Source organism: Cerasibacillus sp. JNUCC 74, assembly GCF_053667775.1.
Map to the genome: position 1 here is coordinate 1,329,684 of NZ_CM132207.1, position 17,017 is coordinate 1,346,700.

The window sequence follows — 17,017 nt, forward strand, 5'->3', positions numbered from 1 at the left end:
TCAAACGGAGAAGGTGGGATTCGAACCCACGCGGCGCTTGCACGCCCTAACGCATTTCGAGTGCGTCCCCTTCAGCCGGGCTTGGGTACTTCTCCCTATATAATAATTAACTCACAATAAAATATTTTAAAGGAAATAACACAGTTTGACAAGTTATTTAACTTAAAATTAAACAACTGAATTTCCTGATTACTTCTTTTTTAAAATAAACAACACGGATCATTTATTTTACTTTAGATAACAGTTCTTCAAACTTTTATATCAAATAGTTAGGATAGGCGCTGTGATTTACAATGTAACATAAATATGTTTTTCCGACGCTTTTATTTCATTTCCTCAAATATCAAAGGTGTTTTTTACGTTAAGAAGGCAGAGACCTTGACCGAATTTAGAGAATAGAATAAAGTAATATACATAAAAAAATGATTGAGGTATCGAAAATGAATCAGTACATGAAAGAAAACATACAACAGTTTCAAACAGAAAATGAGAATAAAGCACGTTTCTTAATAAAGTGTCCAGATCAACCAGGCATCGTTGCTGCAGTGTCTGATTTTTTATTTAAGCATGAAGCGAATATTATCGCTTCTGATCAGTATACAATTGACCCTGATGGTGGGCAGTTTTTTATGCGGATTGAATTTGCATGTCCAAATTTAAAGGAAAAGTCAGAAATACTGGAACAAGAATTTCAACCAATAGCGGAAACATTTTCTATGGATTGGCAATTATTGTATGTCAGTCAGCTCAAAAATATTGCCATCTTCGTATCAAAAGAACCGCACTGTCTTTTAGAGTTATTATGGGAATATCAAAGTGGTGATTTAACGGCTAATATCGCTCTAGTCATTAGTAATCATGAAACGTCAAGAGAAACAGTGGAGGCATTGGGTATTCCGTTCTATTACATTCCTGCTAATAAAGATATTCGCCAACAAGTGGAAGAAAAACAAATACAATTATTAGAAGCGCATCATGTAGATTTAATCGTATTAGCTCGCTATATGCAAATTCTTACTAGTCATTTCGTTGAAAAATATGAAAATAGAATTATTAATATTCATCACTCATTTTTACCTGCTTTTATAGGAGCAAAACCGTACGAACGCGCTTATCAGCGTGGGGTGAAAATGATCGGTGCAACGTCACATTATGTAACCAATGATTTAGATGAAGGTCCAATAATTGAACAGGATATTGAAAGAGTCACTCATAGGGACAGTAGTGACGATATGAAAAAAATTGGACAATCCATTGAGCGTACGGTACTTTCGAGAGCAGTAAAATGGCATTTACAGGATCGAATCATCGTTCATGGAAATAAAACAATTGTGTTTTAGTAAATTGAATCATCGGTTCTTTCGTCTTTAAGTTCGGTTTTTTCACAAACGAAGAAGATTTTTAATAGCCTACTTTTGAATGGTGGGCTATTTTGATTATTTTAGTTTTGCATGATAAAGTTTCCATGCAGATTTTGATTAGCAGCTTCACGCGACATAAGTGTTCCTGGAATCATTCCTTATCTCCAGCTTTTAATGTTTTCTGGGTATGTTTTCCAAAGTCAGTAAGAAAAACATGATATGCTTCATTTTTCTTACTTATCCTCACTTTAGACCATTCCTTTCCTTTATATGTACTTGCTTCCCAAGCATAAACTTTTTTACCGTTTGTTTTCATTACATAACCGTTCCAAGTTACTTTTTTACCAAATAAGTGTTTATCCTATGTTTTATCTTTCTCACTGCTGCTGAGCTTTTTGTACGCTTTTGTAAAGCTAGCAAAATCTTTCAGTGAGTTGATTGTTTTTTGCTGTTGTTTAGATAACTTCTCACGAGAGGAGTTTTTGTAGTTTCTTTTCTTATCATCATCTTCGTCATTATTTGTTTTATCGTCAAGATTATTTTGTACAGCTATTTTTCCTTAATTTGCAGATTGTTCTTTCATTTCTTTTGGAGTAGTTATAACAGCAATGATAAACAAAACGAAAGAAACAATCGTGATGAACCCGCCAGTACTTTTTCTTTTTGATCATACCTATTATCAACAAAATGATACCAACTAGAATACCAAGCGTTCCAATTGTACCCAATCATGTACTTAGAACTACCATACATATTCCTCCATCCAAGTAATGGCATTACAAAGAAGAATCGATTTATATGTTTTTTTACCACTAAAAGTAAGAAATTTTAGTAAAAAAGTTGGGGGGAGCTAGGTCTGCAATTACAAAAAAATGATTAAATTAGTAAAGTCCATAAACTTATTTATCATAATCATAGATGAGTAAAGTAAGAGATTAACTAATAAGAATCCTTTATTTTTTTAGTAGTTTATCCCGCATGTAAGGTGCCGTAAGACTCCCACTTCAAGAGCCTTGAGTTGATACAAAAGGTCTAAGTGGGAGAAAACGGCACCTAAATGCCCGATTGGTTCAACTAACATTCAGTAGGAGATGGAAGAAAACTCCTACTGAATGAAGGTTCATTTTATAAGATGGTGACAATCTACCAGTAAAAGTTGCCAAAAATAGGTTTTGTTTGCCTATATATGCGATATGATAAAATAGATATGTATAAACGTTAGGAGGTTAATGATGTTTAAAAAAATTGCAAGTGATGCTTTAGGCCTAAGTGATATCGGAAAGATTATCTCCCCGGAAGATTTTGACAAGACAGAGTCGGATGATTATGTACTTCACGAAGAAGGTGAAAAAATCCACTTTTTAATTAAATCGAAATCGGATGAATACTGTTTTACTAACCGTGCCCTAATCCATCTTGATGGTGAAAAAGCGACAAGTAGTAAGCGTAATATATACCGTTATGATTATTACTTATATCCGATAAAAAATGTATCGGTAGAAACAGCTGGAACTGTCGATTTAGATTTAGAAATAAAGTTTACGATTGGTAAACAACCTATCTCTGTCGATATCAGCAAGAAGGAAGGAGAAGCGATTGCAGATTTATATAAATCATTAGTAGCTATTTCGCATATTCAAGACGAAGACAAGCGAATGGCCGAATTTGCAAAAGATAGTTTACAAGTATCACAATCTTTGTTTAAGGATAATCGCTTTCAAGAAGGAAATATATCAAAAGAATTTGAGCAAGCAACAAAGTTTGCATACGATTGGTATAAAACGACATATGAAGAAAATACACAAAAAGATTTTGGGGAAGTTTTTGATAAATATATTCAAAATTAACGGTAGCTTAAGTTTGGCGTGGATAAGTTATTAGGAGATAGTGAAGAAGAGTAAACTATTCTCAAGCTTCTTTTGTTGATCAATGACTATAAGGAAAATAAACATAAGCGTAGTTACCGTCTGTAAAACAGCTGGAAACTACGCTTCATTTTTATAAGAGGAAAATGCGCGAGGAGAATGTTATTGGAGTGATTCTATTCCTGAATCTATAGAATGTATTAATATATTCGTTGACTTTTTATTTTCCACTGACATCAAGTACTTTACCAAGTTTCTTATCAGTTCGTCCGCTGTAACCATCGCTTCTAACTTTTGTTCTACACCGAAAAAGCAAAATCTACGACTATATATGGATGATGCAAAGTTTTAGTAATAAATTTGCTTAAGAAATGGGTTATAAGTCGTATTTTTTTCGTTCTATGCCGACTATTTGAAAATTGTCGTTATAGCATATCATTTTCCTATAGAAGCGATGAAATCAACCTCTTTAATTCCTGCATGATGACGGTTACATTTATATTTTCTTTATTTTAAAATTATTATATCTAACAACTCTTAGCCGGTAATTATGACTTAGATAATATGGACACTAATTTAAAAATGATAGTTACTTCTAGCATGTACCCCACTGGATAAAATTTAATATTTCAATAATCATGGATAATATAAACGGTCACACTCAAGTTAAAGCTTGGCTGTTTTTTCTTTTTTAAATAATAATTAGTGGATTAGAATTAGAAACAGTTATTGTTTCTCCAAACTTGGTAGAGTTCATTGCCCCTATAGTATAGTTTGAAAAATACTAGTTTATGAATGAACCCAAGGATTACACTCTTTGAAAAAAAGAAAAACATAGAATGCAAGAGTACGACAAAATACTACAAGTGCAAACTATAAATCCGAGTTTGAAAGTGTTTCAACGACCAAAATACAAGGGTATCATCATATATGAAATCCTAAGATTATCCGGAGATAAGGCAGTTACTTGCTAAGGAATGCTAAGATTTAACCCTAATCTAAAGAACGGGTTACAAAACGGAAAAAACATCCAAGCAAAAACAGGAAAATGATACATGGAAAATGGATGAATTTAATACTATGATTTATATAAAGGATAAAATGCTCTTTAATAAGATAAGTAACCGTTCTAGTGATTGAACGATTAGAAAGGCAACATTGCTGCTATTTTTAAATGATAAAGGATAGTTTCACTAAAAACCATTTGTGACATTATTTGAAATGTCACAAATGGTTAGTCATTATAATATTCCTACTTCTTTAGCAGCTTCAAAACTGTTCCTAGCAAAAACAAAAGGATTACCAACATTCTCCCAGTGCATATACATTAAGCGTGGTTCTTCAAAAAGCCAATGGTTATGAACTGCTGTTACCGTAATCCTTCTTTTTCGTAATGCAGAAATAAAAGGATTAATTTCTTTTTGGAGGATGACGGTCTCACCTAAGTTTAGTGTCCTTCCATTTCTGTTGTTTTCAAAAGAAAGCGCGAAGGGAAGGGCTAAAGGGGAACGAGTACGACGACCTAAAATGGAAGCATTAATTCTTCTTAGGCGCTGAACTACACAAACAGGAGCGGCAGTAATAACCTCTCCGCCGATAATATTTGCTAATCGTTGACAGGTTGACAAATTGTTAACCTCCTTTCTATGAATCTTCTATAAGATATGAAAAAGAATGAGAGCCTGTCTAGGTAGCTATATTAAATTTTTTATAATTGAATTCAGAACCTAAGATTGTCCGAAGTTGAGGTTGATTAAATTGTTTTTAGGTGATGCAAAAATGGATGCAAATTTAAGCCAATACTTTCCTTTACATAAAGACCCTTTGCGGTTTTTTTGCTTGGCTTTTTTGGTTAACAGAAAGAAGCTGCTGTAAGAGAGAAAAAGCTTTACCAAACAATTGATGACCAAATGGAACGTTAAAGAAGTTCAGCGAAAAATAGGACATTATAATTGCTAGGTTTCTCGGTAAAGGTATCGTTCAAATGCAGAACATCACCTATATAATCATGGGAGAACAACTCCAGGTAACTTAGTCTCACTAATACAAAGCCCGGTCAGTTGCTGCACAATTACGGACTAGCCGTTGATTATTTTTTGATAAGCGATGATGGCAACAAACCATTAAATAATAAGTGGCACAGGGTTGTTGCTACTATTAGTGATTTCTTGAATGAGTCTCTGGACTTTTTTTCATAAAAAGTTACTAATACTATTATGTTTTTATACTATATACTGAAAGTATCCAAAATAAAGGTGTGAAAGAATTATGAAACAATACTCAAATGCTGAAGAACTAATTAAATCTATCAATGAGTCTTATAAGAAATTTATTGAAGAATTTAAGATGATACCTGAAGAGCTGAGAGATAAGCATATTAATGAAGTGGATAAATCACCATCTGAAATGCTTGCTTATCAATTGGGGTGGATTAACTTGTTGCTATCGTGGGAAAAAGACGAACAATGTGGACTTGACGTAAAAACGCCTACTCCAGCTTACAAATGGAATAACTTAGGAGGGCTTTATCAATCATTTTATGAGCAATATGGTTTTTTAACCTTAAGACAGCAGGAGGAAGAGTTGACAAAGTTAATCTGTAAGTTAATCGAATGGATAAATCATCTTTCTGAAACAGAATTATTTCAACCAGAACAGAGAAAATGGGCCACAACAAAAGCAATGTGGCCTGTTTGGAAGTGGGTGCATATCAATACAGTTGCTCCATTTACGAATTTTAGAACTAAAATTCGTAAATGGAAAAAAATAGTTTTATAAAAATAAGTATCCATAAATTTAGACGAAAGCCAAATAGAGTCTATTTCTTTTAATTGATAAGAAATAGACTCTATTTGAATTTCCTAGTGTCCATACTTTTTATATTATAAAAATTCCTAAAATAGTTGTGTATCCATAACATTTTTTCTATTTATATAATCACTTAACAAAAGCCTTCTTGAAAAAGTATTTGATGTAAAGACTAATAAAAAAGCCCACTACCGAATTTTTTCGTTAAATATTCCATTATTTCTTTTGCGTTTTTTTCTGATTACAGGATTAAATAGTCTGTTTTACTTCTCTGTTCACAGGTAAACAAGTAGGAAGAAAACATTTCATCTGCTGGCAGTTTAACTATCTGTATATTTATTCTACATTTGTTTTCTTTAGTTCTTTAAGTTCATCTATCGCTATGGTTAACATTCTTTCGATTATTTCAGTATATACTTCTTAAATGGTGCAGATTCAAATTGTTTCTGGCCTCGTTCTTAAATTAGTAATGGCCATCGATATAAATAAAGAGTAGCAATATATTTTTCTGTTTGCTCGGAAAATAGAGGAATTAAAAAATACCGCCCTTGAATTAATCAAAAGCGGTGTTATATTACTGTTTTTGTATGATGCTGGTGAGAGGATTCGAACCTCCGACCCCTTCATTACGAGTGAAGTGCACTACCAGCTGTGCTACACCAGCAAAAAATGCTACATGAAATATAATACTCCTATTGAATACTTTCATCAACCCCTATGTATATAATAATAATAATCCTAAAAAAGGTACTTTTAAGTAAATTCAGATATTATATAGATAATAGATAGGAGGAGTAAAATGCTTACTGTTTTGAACAAGGTAATAATTGGATACAGAGTTTCAAAGGAAGGCAAGCAGAAATTTTGTTTCAGCAGAATGCCAAGGAAAAGTGGTTTAGCCTAAATAATTTGTTATTTTGCAAGGTGGGATCCATCCTACAAGAAATGTTTCCAATCAGGCAAGATAGAGTTAATGAAATGGTGATTGGATACGTCAAATTATTGAATAAAAGGAGCATATATATGAAATCAAAAGTAACAAGTATGGAGTTCTTGCACTCCAAATTAAATATTTATTCAGATGGGGATGTTAATTTATCTTCTATTTTTGATTTTTTTAGCACTCATCTTATTATAAAAAATAACAACAAAATTAAGAATAGTCCCTTCTGATATATATTTATATCATTCAAATGAATTAGAAAAAATAACTTTAAAAAGGGAAAGGATGTATGCATCAGATTTTTTTACCATTAAAGCAAAAAAAGTCATGTTAAATCATCAAGAATATTTAAGGATTGATCAGACAGGTACCATTATTAGTTTTAGACCCAAAAAAAAGAGATTCATATTCAATTACAACAGCAAGTAGACCAAAAAGATGAATTAACAGTAATTGAAATTATTAAAGATTTGGTACTAAGACAAAAAGAAAACAATGGAGTGGTTATATTGCATGCCACCTGTGCGTTTAAAAATAATCAAGCTTCAATAATAATCGGTTCAAAAGGAGCTGGAAAATCTACTACGTTACTTGAGTTTGTTCAGAAATCAGATTATAAATTTATGAGTGGGATAAGACGGTCATATGGATCGAAAATAATACAGTAGTTGCTTCTGGTTGGCCAGATTATCCACATTTAGGTTTAGGCACTATTTCAAAATATCCTGAGTTGGTGGAAAAATTAGATTTAAAAGAAAAAATAAAGACTAATATGGAAGATATCTGGTCAAACACAAAATAGCTGTTTCTCCTACTAAATTCAAACAGGTTTTTCCATGACTCCGCCTGGTTTAATTTGTTCGGTAGCTAATATGTATTACCCTAGATTACATGACTCTGATTCTTGTGTTTTAGTTAGAAAAGAAAATAAAGCTAAGTTTATTTTACCGCATGTTGAATCACTTTATAAAGAAGATGGTGATTATTGGAATAATTATATCGAATTATCAAAAGTCGGCTTACAAAAGAATAGTAAGGTAATTAATGCTCTAGAGAAATTGGAATCTTATGAAATTGAAGGTAATGTAATTATAGATGAGAAAATGATTATATAAGCGCCTTAGATTACGGGAGCTGGAGTATTCCAAACAATTAAAAGCAAATTTAATATTAACCATTAAAAAGGAACATAGAAATTTAAAACATGTAATGTTTGGTTCCATAATATTTAGTGGTTTGTGCCTTAGTGCATTAGGCCTTTCTGCTTTTTTTGCTATTTCGTTGATTTTAATAATACTTCATGGCTTTTTTATCTCAATATTTAATATAAATAATCCAACTTTATACCAAGTAAACCCTCCTATTAAATGACGGGGTAGAGTAATGGCAGTAAGAAGTTTGGTATCTAAAGCTGGAATCCCTTTTGGAGCACTTATAGGTGGCTATATATTAGAAAGTGTTGGCGTAAATAATTCATTTATCATTTTGGGCTTGATCATGGTTTTTACTTGTATAGCAGGGTGGTTTTTACCTGTTTTTGACAATTTAAAAACCTCTAGTTATAAACTATGAAGTTTTGGGTTTCGATTACGGATATTAAAATAAATATTAAATATAGAATGGTGAAGTAAAAATAGAATTATCCATGCTCATAAAGGTGCACGTGTTTTATCTCTTCAACTCATTTAGTGTTCCCATCATAGAGTTCGTTAAGATCAGAAGAAGGTAAGAACGCATCATAGAAGATGGATTCCGGGGAGCAGGTCTTCGCCTTCCATAAGTGGGAACAATTCATTTAGTTATTTGGGAACAACAGTTATCCAAGTTTATATGTTATAAAACCTATAAATCAACAAACGCCATTTGGAGGTTGTATACTCAAATGGCGTTTTTATAAACCTTAAAAATTGGATTCGAAAATTCGATAACTAAGTGGTTGAATAGTTATTTCCCCGGAAAGTGCCTGCATAGATTTGCCTGGAGCCTCTTTAAGATCAATCTCCCATTCTGTCACAGCAGACGTTTCCTCAAATAAAGCACTACTTGGTAAAGAAGCTTCCTTTTCTCCTGCATTTAGTATAAATACCATTCGCTTTTTACCATCGGTCTTTTCGTAACTAATCACATTGTGTTCATCGTCCGCGTATAAAAAGTGGAATGTCCCATTGTTGCCAAAAAGCGGTACGGTATTTCGTAGCTTAATAAGTGTTTGTACGTAGTGTAAAAGGCCCCGGCTCTGTTTTTTTTCGTCCCATTCCATACAAGCGCGACAATCTGGGTCATGTCCTCCGAGCATGCCAATTTCATCTCCGTAATAAATACAAGGAGTTCCAGAGAAGGAAAATTGGAAAAGATAAAGTAATTTAACTCGTTCGATATTTCCATTTGCTAATGTTAAAATTCTCGGTGTATCATGACTATCTAATAAATTAAACGCAACTTCATTGACGTTTTTTGGATACATATGCAATACTTTTGTAATCGCATTTTTAAATGCAATTGCCTTCATGGTGTTTTTGGCAATAAAATCAATTACGCTATTAGTGAATGGATAATTCATGACTGCATCAAACTGGTCGCCTTGTAACCATGGCATGGAATCATGCCAAATCTCACCCAATATATAAGCATCTGGCTTTACTTCTTTTACAGTACGACGGAAATCACGCCAGAATGTGTGGTCAACTTCATTGGCTACATCTAAACGCCAACCGTCAATGTCAAATTCTTCTATCCAGTAACGAGCAACTTTTAATAGATAGTCTTTTACTTCTTGATTTTCTGTGTTTAACTTTGGCATGGAAGATACAAAACCAAATGTATCATAGTTAGGTGCCGGATCTGTTAAGACAGGAAATTCCCGAATATGAAACCAGTTTTTGTACTTCGAGTTTTCTTGGTTTTTCAATACATCCTGAAATGGTGGAAAATAATAGCCGCTATGATTAAAGACCGCATCAAGCATTACTTTAATTCCTCGCTCATGACAAGCTTCAACTAGCTTTTTAAACGTTTGCTTGTCTCCAAACTGCGGATCAATCTCCATATAATCAATTGTGTCGTATTTATGGTTGGAATACGCTTTAAATATTGGTGTGAAGTAAATACCTGTTATTCCTAATTTCTCTAAATAATCTAAGTGATCAATAACTCCTTGAAAATCGCCGCCAAAAAAATTGGTTGGTGTAGGGTTTGATGATCCCCATGCTAACGTTCCTTTTGGATTCAATGATTTATCCCCATTAGCGAACCGTTCAGGGAAAATTTGATACCAGATTGTATCTTTGACCCATTTAGGTGCGTAAAATACATCAATTTTATTTAAAAATGGAAAACAAAAATAGTTCGCGATTTCCTTTGGTAATTTGTCAAAAATTCCGCCTTCACAATAAATACAGGATTCTGATCCGTCCGTACATATAAAAGCATAACGCAATCGCTTGTGTAGTGGCTTAATGACAATAAACCAGTAATCATGGAATTGGGTAGAACCAGTTTTGACCATAGGCTTTGTTGTTGTTTGCCACTCATCATTTTTCCAGTCATAAGGATCTCCAAATATTAATTCAACAGTTTCCATATCTTCTTTTTTTGTTTGCAACATAATGTGTAATGTATTTTCATCATATGCATAGGCAAAATTATTTTTTGGTCGGTGATAAATCGCTTCTTTTATCATTGCTGTGCCTCCAGAAAATTTATATATAGTGAATAATCTTCCACCGTTAGGATTACTCTTTCTTCCGCATGATTAAATGAACAAAATTAATCATCCGAATTATGATTACATTACATATCAGATAAATGATTTTATATGATTTACGACTCCATTTTCGAGTACATCATGCTTTTTTTTACTGTTTCCAATCGACGATAACAGTATCTGTTCCTTGCTTGGGAGTAATATAAACATGGTTTGTTCCAGATTCCCATATGACGGAGCCTGATTCATCTTTTTTTATGAATTTATATTCAAGTCCTTTATTCGCAGGTACACTCACTTCGTAATACCAAGTTGGGTATTTATACACGATTTGATTAAACATAGGTCCGATTGCTTTTTCAGTATTCCAATTGCCAAGTTCACCAACATTTCCGGTTAAATAAATATTTTCTCTAAAATTCGTATAGGCGTTATTAACTACGAATCGAACACTAACCTGTTTTCCTGTCAAAACCTCAAAGTTTTTATAAACGTTACTTTGTGATCCGTGAGCTGTTTTTAATAAAATATCATATACACCACTATCGATTTCGGGAATTTTTATTTTGATGTTTGTGTTACTCCAATTCAAGATTTCGGCTGGTTTTGAACCTACCATAACGCTCCCCTTTTGTTTGCCAAATCCTTCTCCGGAAATGTAAATGGTATTTCCTGGTTGTCCTTTCATAGGTCCTACATGGCCAATTAATGCTTCTTTTGTTGGTTTTGAAAACTCCCATACTGCTACAGCTTTAGGTTGTAATTGAAAAGATTCGACAACACCGTTTTGCTTTACTGACAGGTTATTTCCATCTAATAAATAATTTAACACGTCTTTATAATCTCCCTGAGGCAAAGAAGTATAAAGATTAGAGATAGAGTAGGCATGATTAGCTTTGTTAATAGCAGTAACTACAACATTGTTACCAAACGTTCTTTCATAAATATAAACATCCGAATTGATCCACCTTTCTTTTGTATCGCCATAGCCCAAAGCAGAGTTTGATTTCCGTAGTGCAGAGAGCTTGTTAATAACTTGGTAGGAATTGGTAGTTTTATCAAATTCTCTCATCGGTTTTCTGTTTATTGGGTCATAGTCTCCTGTAAGATACTGCTCCGTACCATAATAAATAGTCGGTACACCCCTAGATGTCATAAGAACAGCTAAAGCCATATCTGTAAATCGTTTCGATGAGTTTTCGGTTGTAAAGCGAGCCATATCGTGATTATCAATAAAGGTTACTTGGTCATTTACCTCATTGTATTTTTTAGCAGTTTCTTTAATCATTTCATGAAAATCATACCAATCATGTGAATGATCCCTTAAAACAGAACGAATGGTTTTCCCAAATCTGAAATCTAATAAGCTCATACCGCTTTCATTAGCGAAGTAATAATTCTTGGGATCAATTTCACCTTTTCCTAAAAACCACTCTCCAAATGTGAAAACAGGTTGATGTGAGTAAATTTCATTTGTGAACGATTTCTGCCACCCTAACGGCATATGTTTAACAGCATCTATTCTAATTCCATCTATTCCTTTATCCAGCCACAACTTAATGGACTCTTTAAGGTAGGTGTCCATTTTAGAGTTATTTAGATTATAATCTGCAAGGTCAAAAAGCCTCCGATAAATACTGTTTTCATAAGTTGAAAAATCAGTCTCCCCATGATGATTAAAAATATTACCTGGATCATTGTAATAATTAGCAATGAATGATCCGTTATCATACACAGCACCTCCTTCTGCATAGGTTGGATTTGTTTCTGAAACAGGTGAAGAATGATTAGGAGCAAAGTCCATAATTATTTTTATCCCATTAGCATGTGCTGTCTTTATTAACTGATCAAAGTCGGAAAAATCACCATAAAAAGGGTTAGTCCGTTTATAATCTCGTGACCAATAGCCGTGGTAGGATGTATAGCCATTTGGATGTAAGGCATAGATATTTTCCACAGGTTGAGAAATCCAAAGTGCTGTTACTCCTAGATCAGTTAAATAACCATTCTTAATTTTATCAATAATCCCTTGCCAATCACCTCCACAGTATTTGTGCAGATCAGTACAGTTTGGACTAAATATATTCCCGGATGGATTGTTGCTACTGTCTCCATCATCAAAACGATCCGTAATGATTTGGTAAATAATATCTTTTGAATAGTCTACAACGTCCATCTCTTTTGATTTTGCTTTAACAAAAGTGGAAGAAAGAAATAAATATAAAAAAGTTAATGCAAACGTTTTTAAAAATATTTTCATATTCTCACCCTTTTTATCCTATTTTAAAAACACGTACTTATAACGAAAAACCCTCCTTCCCCTGTTTTAAATATAAAACCCCGACTTTTTAAAAAAAGCCGGGGTTGTTTGTTAACAAAAACATTGCCCTCAAATTATGAATGGAGCTCTTAGAAAGTCAGGATTATGATTAGCATAAAAAAGCTGATCGGTTACTTGAATATCAATTTGCTGACTTAACTCTAATTAGTTCCATATGCAATCGTTCATGTTTCTTTATTTCTATTAAAACGTTTGCGCTAAATAACTGCTATTTTGTCACTAATCTAGCAAGCAATTTAGCTATTAAGTTAATAATAACATAAAAAAACAATTCATGAAACCGTTATCTTCATTAATTTTTAAGGATTTAAATTTAAAAACGATGTTTGCAATTTGAAATTTATATTGTATAATGAAACTACAATGTTAGTGCAAACGATTTCACAAATCAGCTTGCATTGTACATGAAAATAAATAACCTTGGGAGGGTTTAATATGAAAAAATGGTTGTTTTATTTAGTTGCAATGATTCTATTAACTAGTAGTTTAACAGCTTGTGGACCAGATGATGCTAAAAAGTCTGGTGGGAAAGAAGAGGCAAAAAGTTCTGATGATATGCCTGAAAAACCTGAATCATTAACGCTTTGGGTTAATGATGAAGAAAAACAGAAAGAAGCATTAAAGAAAATGACAGATAAATACACAGAAGAAACAGGAATTAAAGTAGAAATGATTCCGGTCAGCATGCTGGAACAGATAGAAAAATTGGACGTTGAAGGTCCGGCAGGGAATGGGCCGGATGTTATATTTCAGCCACATGATAGAATTGGTGATTTAGTACTTAGAGGATTAGTAGACCCGGTTGATCTTGGAGATACAGAGAAAGAATATACAGATAATGCCTTGAAGGCAATGCAATATGATGGCGAGTACTGGGGTTATCCAGCTGTTTCGGAAACCTATGCCATGTTTTACAACAAAGCTCGTGTCGAAAAAGAACCCAAAACCATGAAAGAAATTATGGAGATAGCTGAAAGAGATACGGATCCTGGTAAAGATCAGTTTGGCTTTTTGATGGAAGCAGCTAACTTATACTTTGTATACCCTTTCTTTTCTGGAAATGGAGCATATGTATTTGGAAATAAAGATGGTAAGTATGATGTATCGGATATCGGTTTGAATAACGAAGGTGCAGTTAAAGGTGGCGAACTAGTGAAGGAATGGTTCGATAAAAAATATATACCTCAAGATTTAACACCAGATATTATGAATGGATTGTTCAAGGAAGGAAAGGTTTCTACAGTAATTAACGGTCCTTGGATGGTTCGGGAATATGGGGATGCTTTAGAGGATGATTTAGGAACTGCTCCAATACCGGTATTGGATAACGGAGAAAATCCAAAATCATTTGTTGGTATTAAGTCGTATATGCTTTCTTATTACTCAGAAAATAAAGAATGGGCGCAAGATTTAATGGCTTACTTGACCAACTTTGAAAGTTCTATGACATATTATGAGATCGCTGGAGAGTTGCCTGCCCGTAAGGATGCGATGAAAGATCCGAAAATTGCTGAAGATCCAATTTATTCAGCATTTGCAGAGCAAACCAAATATGGAGAGCCAATGCCTAGTGTTCCTGCCATGCAGCAAATATGGGAACCATTTAACGATGCTTTAAACTTCATTTCAAAAGGTGAGCCTGTGAAGGAAGTATTAGATGAAGCTGTTCAATCGATTCAAGAAAAAATAGAAGCTTCTGGGGCAAAGTAAATGAAATGTAAGCGGTATAGGGGATTCCTGTACCGCTAAATAAACGTACTGCGAATGAATGAATTAATTATCAACTGTGTTTTCAGCAATTGTTATAGGAGGAGATACGGGATGGCAGCTGAACCAAATGAACCCAAAACCGGAAAAATAAAACCTCGTACATTAGCCACCATTCTATCCATTATTCCTGGATTGGGACAAATGTATAATCGACGTTTTTTGAAGGGTTTTATTTTCTTAATCGTTACTATTGCATTCTTAGTTTCAACTTGGAATTATATTGATATTGGAATTTGGGGGCTTTTCACCCTTGGTACCGTACCACGTGAACATCATTCTATCCAGTTACTCATTCAAGGATTAATATCATTAATTGTCCTTGCATTTGGAATAGGGATATACGTTTATAATTTTATGGACGCTCGTTCTGATGCTATAGCAAGAGAAGTAAATCGCCCTAAACCTACATTATTACAAGGTGTAAAGAGTTTTTACAATAATGGTTTTCCGTATTTCATGATTTTACCAGGCTTATTAATGTTATTATTTATTGTCGTGGTGCCATTATTGTTCATGCTTGCTTTAGCTTTTACGGACTATAACCAATATAATGCGCCACCACGAAATTTATTGAACTGGGTAGGTTTTAACAACTTTGTTGATTTAGTTAATATCGGTATTTGGAAAGATACATTTCTAAGTGTTTTTAGTTGGACAATTGTCTGGACGGTTGTCGCCACAACATTACAAATTGTCTTGGGGTTATTTTTAGCTTTATTAGTAAATGATCCGCGAATAAGATTTAAACGAGCGATTCGAACGGTATTAATCTTGCCTTGGGCAGTTCCCGCATTTGTTTCCATTTTAATTTTTTCAGCATTATTTAATCCTACTTTTGGAGCGATTAACCGGGATATATTGAGTCACTTTAATTTAATGTTGCCTTGGTTATCTGACCCGTTTTGGACGAAGGTTGCGTTAATTATGATTCAGACATGGTTGGGATTTCCCTTTGTTTTTGCATTATTTACTGGTGTGTTACAAAGCGTTCCTCGAGATATGTATGAAGCTGCCGATGTTGATGGAGGTACACGTTGGCAAAAATTGCGCTATATTACCTTACCACACTTATTGTTTGCAACAGCGCCATTGTTAATTATGCAATACGCAGGAAATTTCAATAATTTTAATATCATTTATTTGTTTAATGAGGGTAACCCTGCTGTCCGGGGACAGAATGCTGGTGGAACCGATATCTTGATTTCTTGGGTTTATAAACTAACTTTTGAATCCAATAATTATAATATGGCTGCTGCAATTACAATAATTATGGGATTAATTGTTTCCATATTTGCCTTTTTCCAATTTAGGAAGACAGCTGCGTTTAAAGAGGAGGGACGTTACTAATGGCTATGTCACGTAGGAAAAAATCGAAAATCGAAGTAACGTTTATCTATATCTTTTTGTTACTGATGTTTATTGTTATTGCATATCCGTTATTTTGGGCACTTATGATGAGCCTAAATCCAGGGTCCAACATGATGGTGACGGAATTAATCCCTAAGAATCCAACTTTAGAGCATTATAAGTGGTTATTTACTGATCCAGATAGTAATTATTTAATCTGGTATAAGAATAGCCTCTTTGTGGCGATCGTCAATTCAATTGGGTCAGTCATTATCACTTCACTGATTGCCTATGCATTTTCTCGCTATAAATTTGTTGGGAGAAAATATGGTTTGTATATGTTCTTGTTATTACAAATGTTCCCGGCATTAATGGGGATGGTAGCATTATATATTTTATTAAACACGATTGGCTTAACCGACTCACTGTATGGTCTAATGTTGATTTATCTTGGTGGCCAAATTCCTTTTAATGCATGGTTAGTAAAAGGATATTTTGATACGATTCCTAGAGAACTTGATGAAGCTGCGAAGATAGATGGAGCCGGTCATTTAAAAATATTTTGGACGATCATGTTACCATTAGCAAAACCGATTTTAGCAGTAGTAGCATTGTTTAACTTTATGGCACCATTTATGGATTTTTTATTACCACGAATTGTTTTAACCAGTCCGGAAAAATATACATTAGCACTGGGACTTTACAGTTTTATTAATGACCAGTTCTCTACGAATTTCACGAAGTTTGCAGCGGGATCTATCTTAATTGCTGTACCGATTGCTCTTGTATTTTTGTTATTACAACGTTATTTAATTTCTGGATTAACTTCAGGTGCTACGAAAGGTTAATGTGAATTAGAAATATGAACCAACAGGAGGC

At 33.7% G+C, this 17,017-nt stretch carries 12 protein-coding genes and 2 tRNA genes; 8 read left to right on the forward strand and 6 right to left on the reverse strand.

What is annotated here, in order from left to right; all coding sequences use genetic code 11:
- Window positions 1–5 precede the first annotated feature (5 nt).
- A tRNA-Ser gene (locus JNUCC74_RS05770) sits at window positions 6–95 on the reverse strand.
- Between the two features lie 345 nt (window positions 96–440).
- On the opposite strand from JNUCC74_RS05770, the gene purU reads away from it, so the two are divergent.
- A complete protein-coding gene (gene purU / locus JNUCC74_RS05775) occupies window positions 441–1,340 on the forward strand; it encodes a formyltetrahydrofolate deformylase (RefSeq protein WP_454067271.1) in 900 nt (299 codons plus the stop codon).
- 172 nt (window positions 1,341–1,512) lie between these two features.
- On the opposite strand, the gene JNUCC74_RS05780 is transcribed toward purU, so the two are convergent.
- Window positions 1,513–1,677 carry a hypothetical protein gene (locus JNUCC74_RS05780; RefSeq protein WP_454067272.1) on the reverse strand — a complete coding sequence of 55 codons (165 nt, stop codon included), beginning with the start codon at window positions 1,675–1,677 and terminating at the stop codon, window positions 1,513–1,515.
- A gap of 916 nt (window positions 1,678–2,593) precedes the next feature.
- On the opposite strand from JNUCC74_RS05780, the gene JNUCC74_RS05785 reads away from it, so the two are divergent.
- Window positions 2,594–3,208 (forward strand): PH domain-containing protein, encoded by a 615-nt coding sequence (locus JNUCC74_RS05785; protein WP_077319933.1) that lies wholly within the window; start codon window positions 2,594–2,596, stop codon window positions 3,206–3,208.
- Window positions 3,209–4,467: 1,259 nt separating this feature from the next.
- Here the strand turns inward: JNUCC74_RS05785 and JNUCC74_RS05790 are convergent.
- Window positions 4,468–4,854 (reverse strand): DUF1259 domain-containing protein, encoded by a 387-nt coding sequence (locus JNUCC74_RS05790; RefSeq protein ID WP_077319934.1) that lies wholly within the window; start codon window positions 4,852–4,854, stop codon window positions 4,468–4,470.
- A 640-nt stretch (window positions 4,855–5,494) separates the two neighbouring features.
- Here JNUCC74_RS05790 and JNUCC74_RS05795 point away from each other — a divergent pair.
- A complete protein-coding gene (locus tag JNUCC74_RS05795) occupies window positions 5,495–6,004 on the forward strand; it encodes a ClbS/DfsB family four-helix bundle protein (RefSeq protein ID WP_077319935.1) in 510 nt (169 codons plus the stop codon).
- A gap of 621 nt (window positions 6,005–6,625) precedes the next feature.
- Here JNUCC74_RS05795 and JNUCC74_RS05800 read toward each other — a convergent pair.
- Window positions 6,626–6,698 (reverse strand) — tRNA-Thr (locus tag JNUCC74_RS05800).
- 1,115 nt (window positions 6,699–7,813) lie between these two features.
- On the opposite strand from JNUCC74_RS05800, the gene JNUCC74_RS05805 reads away from it, so the two are divergent.
- Both JNUCC74_RS05805 and JNUCC74_RS05810 read left to right on the forward strand, forming a co-directional pair.
- Window positions 7,814–8,092: a hypothetical protein gene (locus tag JNUCC74_RS05805; RefSeq protein WP_454067273.1), complete on the forward strand. Its 279-nt coding sequence runs from the start codon at window positions 7,814–7,816 to the stop codon at window positions 8,090–8,092.
- A gap of 268 nt (window positions 8,093–8,360) precedes the next feature.
- Window positions 8,361–8,549: a hypothetical protein gene (locus JNUCC74_RS05810; protein WP_454067274.1), complete on the forward strand. Its 189-nt coding sequence runs from the start codon at window positions 8,361–8,363 to the stop codon at window positions 8,547–8,549.
- Window positions 8,550–8,877: 328 nt separating this feature from the next.
- Here JNUCC74_RS05810 and JNUCC74_RS05815 read toward each other — a convergent pair whose 3' ends face one another.
- Both JNUCC74_RS05815 and JNUCC74_RS05820 read right to left on the reverse strand, forming a co-directional pair.
- Window positions 8,878–10,656, reverse strand: a complete 1,779-nt coding sequence (locus tag JNUCC74_RS05815) for a glycoside hydrolase family 13 protein (RefSeq protein ID WP_454067275.1) — start codon at window positions 10,654–10,656, stop codon at window positions 8,878–8,880.
- A 175-nt stretch (window positions 10,657–10,831) separates the two neighbouring features.
- The gene (locus JNUCC74_RS05820; RefSeq protein ID WP_454067276.1) at window positions 10,832–12,940 is read right to left on the reverse strand and encodes an alpha-amylase family glycosyl hydrolase; all 2,109 of its coding nucleotides are present in this window, start codon (window positions 12,938–12,940) and stop codon (window positions 10,832–10,834) included.
- A gap of 516 nt (window positions 12,941–13,456) precedes the next feature.
- Between JNUCC74_RS05820 and JNUCC74_RS05825 the strand changes: the two genes are divergently transcribed.
- From JNUCC74_RS05825 to JNUCC74_RS05835, 3 genes are all read left to right on the forward strand, one after another.
- Window positions 13,457–14,731: a sugar ABC transporter substrate-binding protein gene (locus JNUCC74_RS05825; RefSeq protein WP_454067277.1), complete on the forward strand. Its 1,275-nt coding sequence runs from the start codon at window positions 13,457–13,459 to the stop codon at window positions 14,729–14,731.
- Between the two features lie 111 nt (window positions 14,732–14,842).
- A complete protein-coding gene (locus JNUCC74_RS05830; RefSeq protein WP_454067278.1) occupies window positions 14,843–16,138 on the forward strand; it encodes a carbohydrate ABC transporter permease in 1,296 nt (431 codons plus the stop codon).
- Window positions 16,139–16,143: 5 nt separating this feature from the next.
- Window positions 16,144–16,986, forward strand: coding sequence for a sugar ABC transporter permease (locus JNUCC74_RS05835; protein ID WP_454067844.1), 843 nt, complete (start codon window positions 16,144–16,146; stop codon window positions 16,984–16,986).
- Window positions 16,987–17,017 lie beyond the last annotated feature (31 nt).

Coding starts and splice junctions, on each gene's coding strand:
- purU (WP_454067271.1), top strand. CDS start 441: ATGAATCAGTACATGAAAGAAAACATACAACAGTTTCAAACAGAAAAT.
- JNUCC74_RS05780 (WP_454067272.1), bottom strand. CDS start 1,677: ATGAAAACAAACGGTAAAAAAGTTTATGCTTGGGAAGCAAGTACATAT.
- JNUCC74_RS05785 (WP_077319933.1), top strand. CDS start 2,594: ATGTTTAAAAAAATTGCAAGTGATGCTTTAGGCCTAAGTGATATCGGA.
- JNUCC74_RS05795 (WP_077319935.1), top strand. CDS start 5,495: ATGAAACAATACTCAAATGCTGAAGAACTAATTAAATCTATCAATGAG.
- JNUCC74_RS05805 (WP_454067273.1), top strand. CDS start 7,814: ATGACTCCGCCTGGTTTAATTTGTTCGGTAGCTAATATGTATTACCCT.
- JNUCC74_RS05810 (WP_454067274.1), top strand. CDS start 8,361: ATGGCAGTAAGAAGTTTGGTATCTAAAGCTGGAATCCCTTTTGGAGCA.
- JNUCC74_RS05815 (WP_454067275.1), bottom strand. CDS start 10,656: ATGATAAAAGAAGCGATTTATCACCGACCAAAAAATAATTTTGCCTAT.
- JNUCC74_RS05820 (WP_454067276.1), bottom strand. CDS start 12,940: ATGAAAATATTTTTAAAAACGTTTGCATTAACTTTTTTATATTTATTT.
- JNUCC74_RS05825 (WP_454067277.1), top strand. CDS start 13,457: ATGAAAAAATGGTTGTTTTATTTAGTTGCAATGATTCTATTAACTAGT.
- JNUCC74_RS05830 (WP_454067278.1), top strand. CDS start 14,843: ATGGCAGCTGAACCAAATGAACCCAAAACCGGAAAAATAAAACCTCGT.
- JNUCC74_RS05835 (WP_454067844.1), top strand. CDS start 16,144: ATGTCACGTAGGAAAAAATCGAAAATCGAAGTAACGTTTATCTATATC.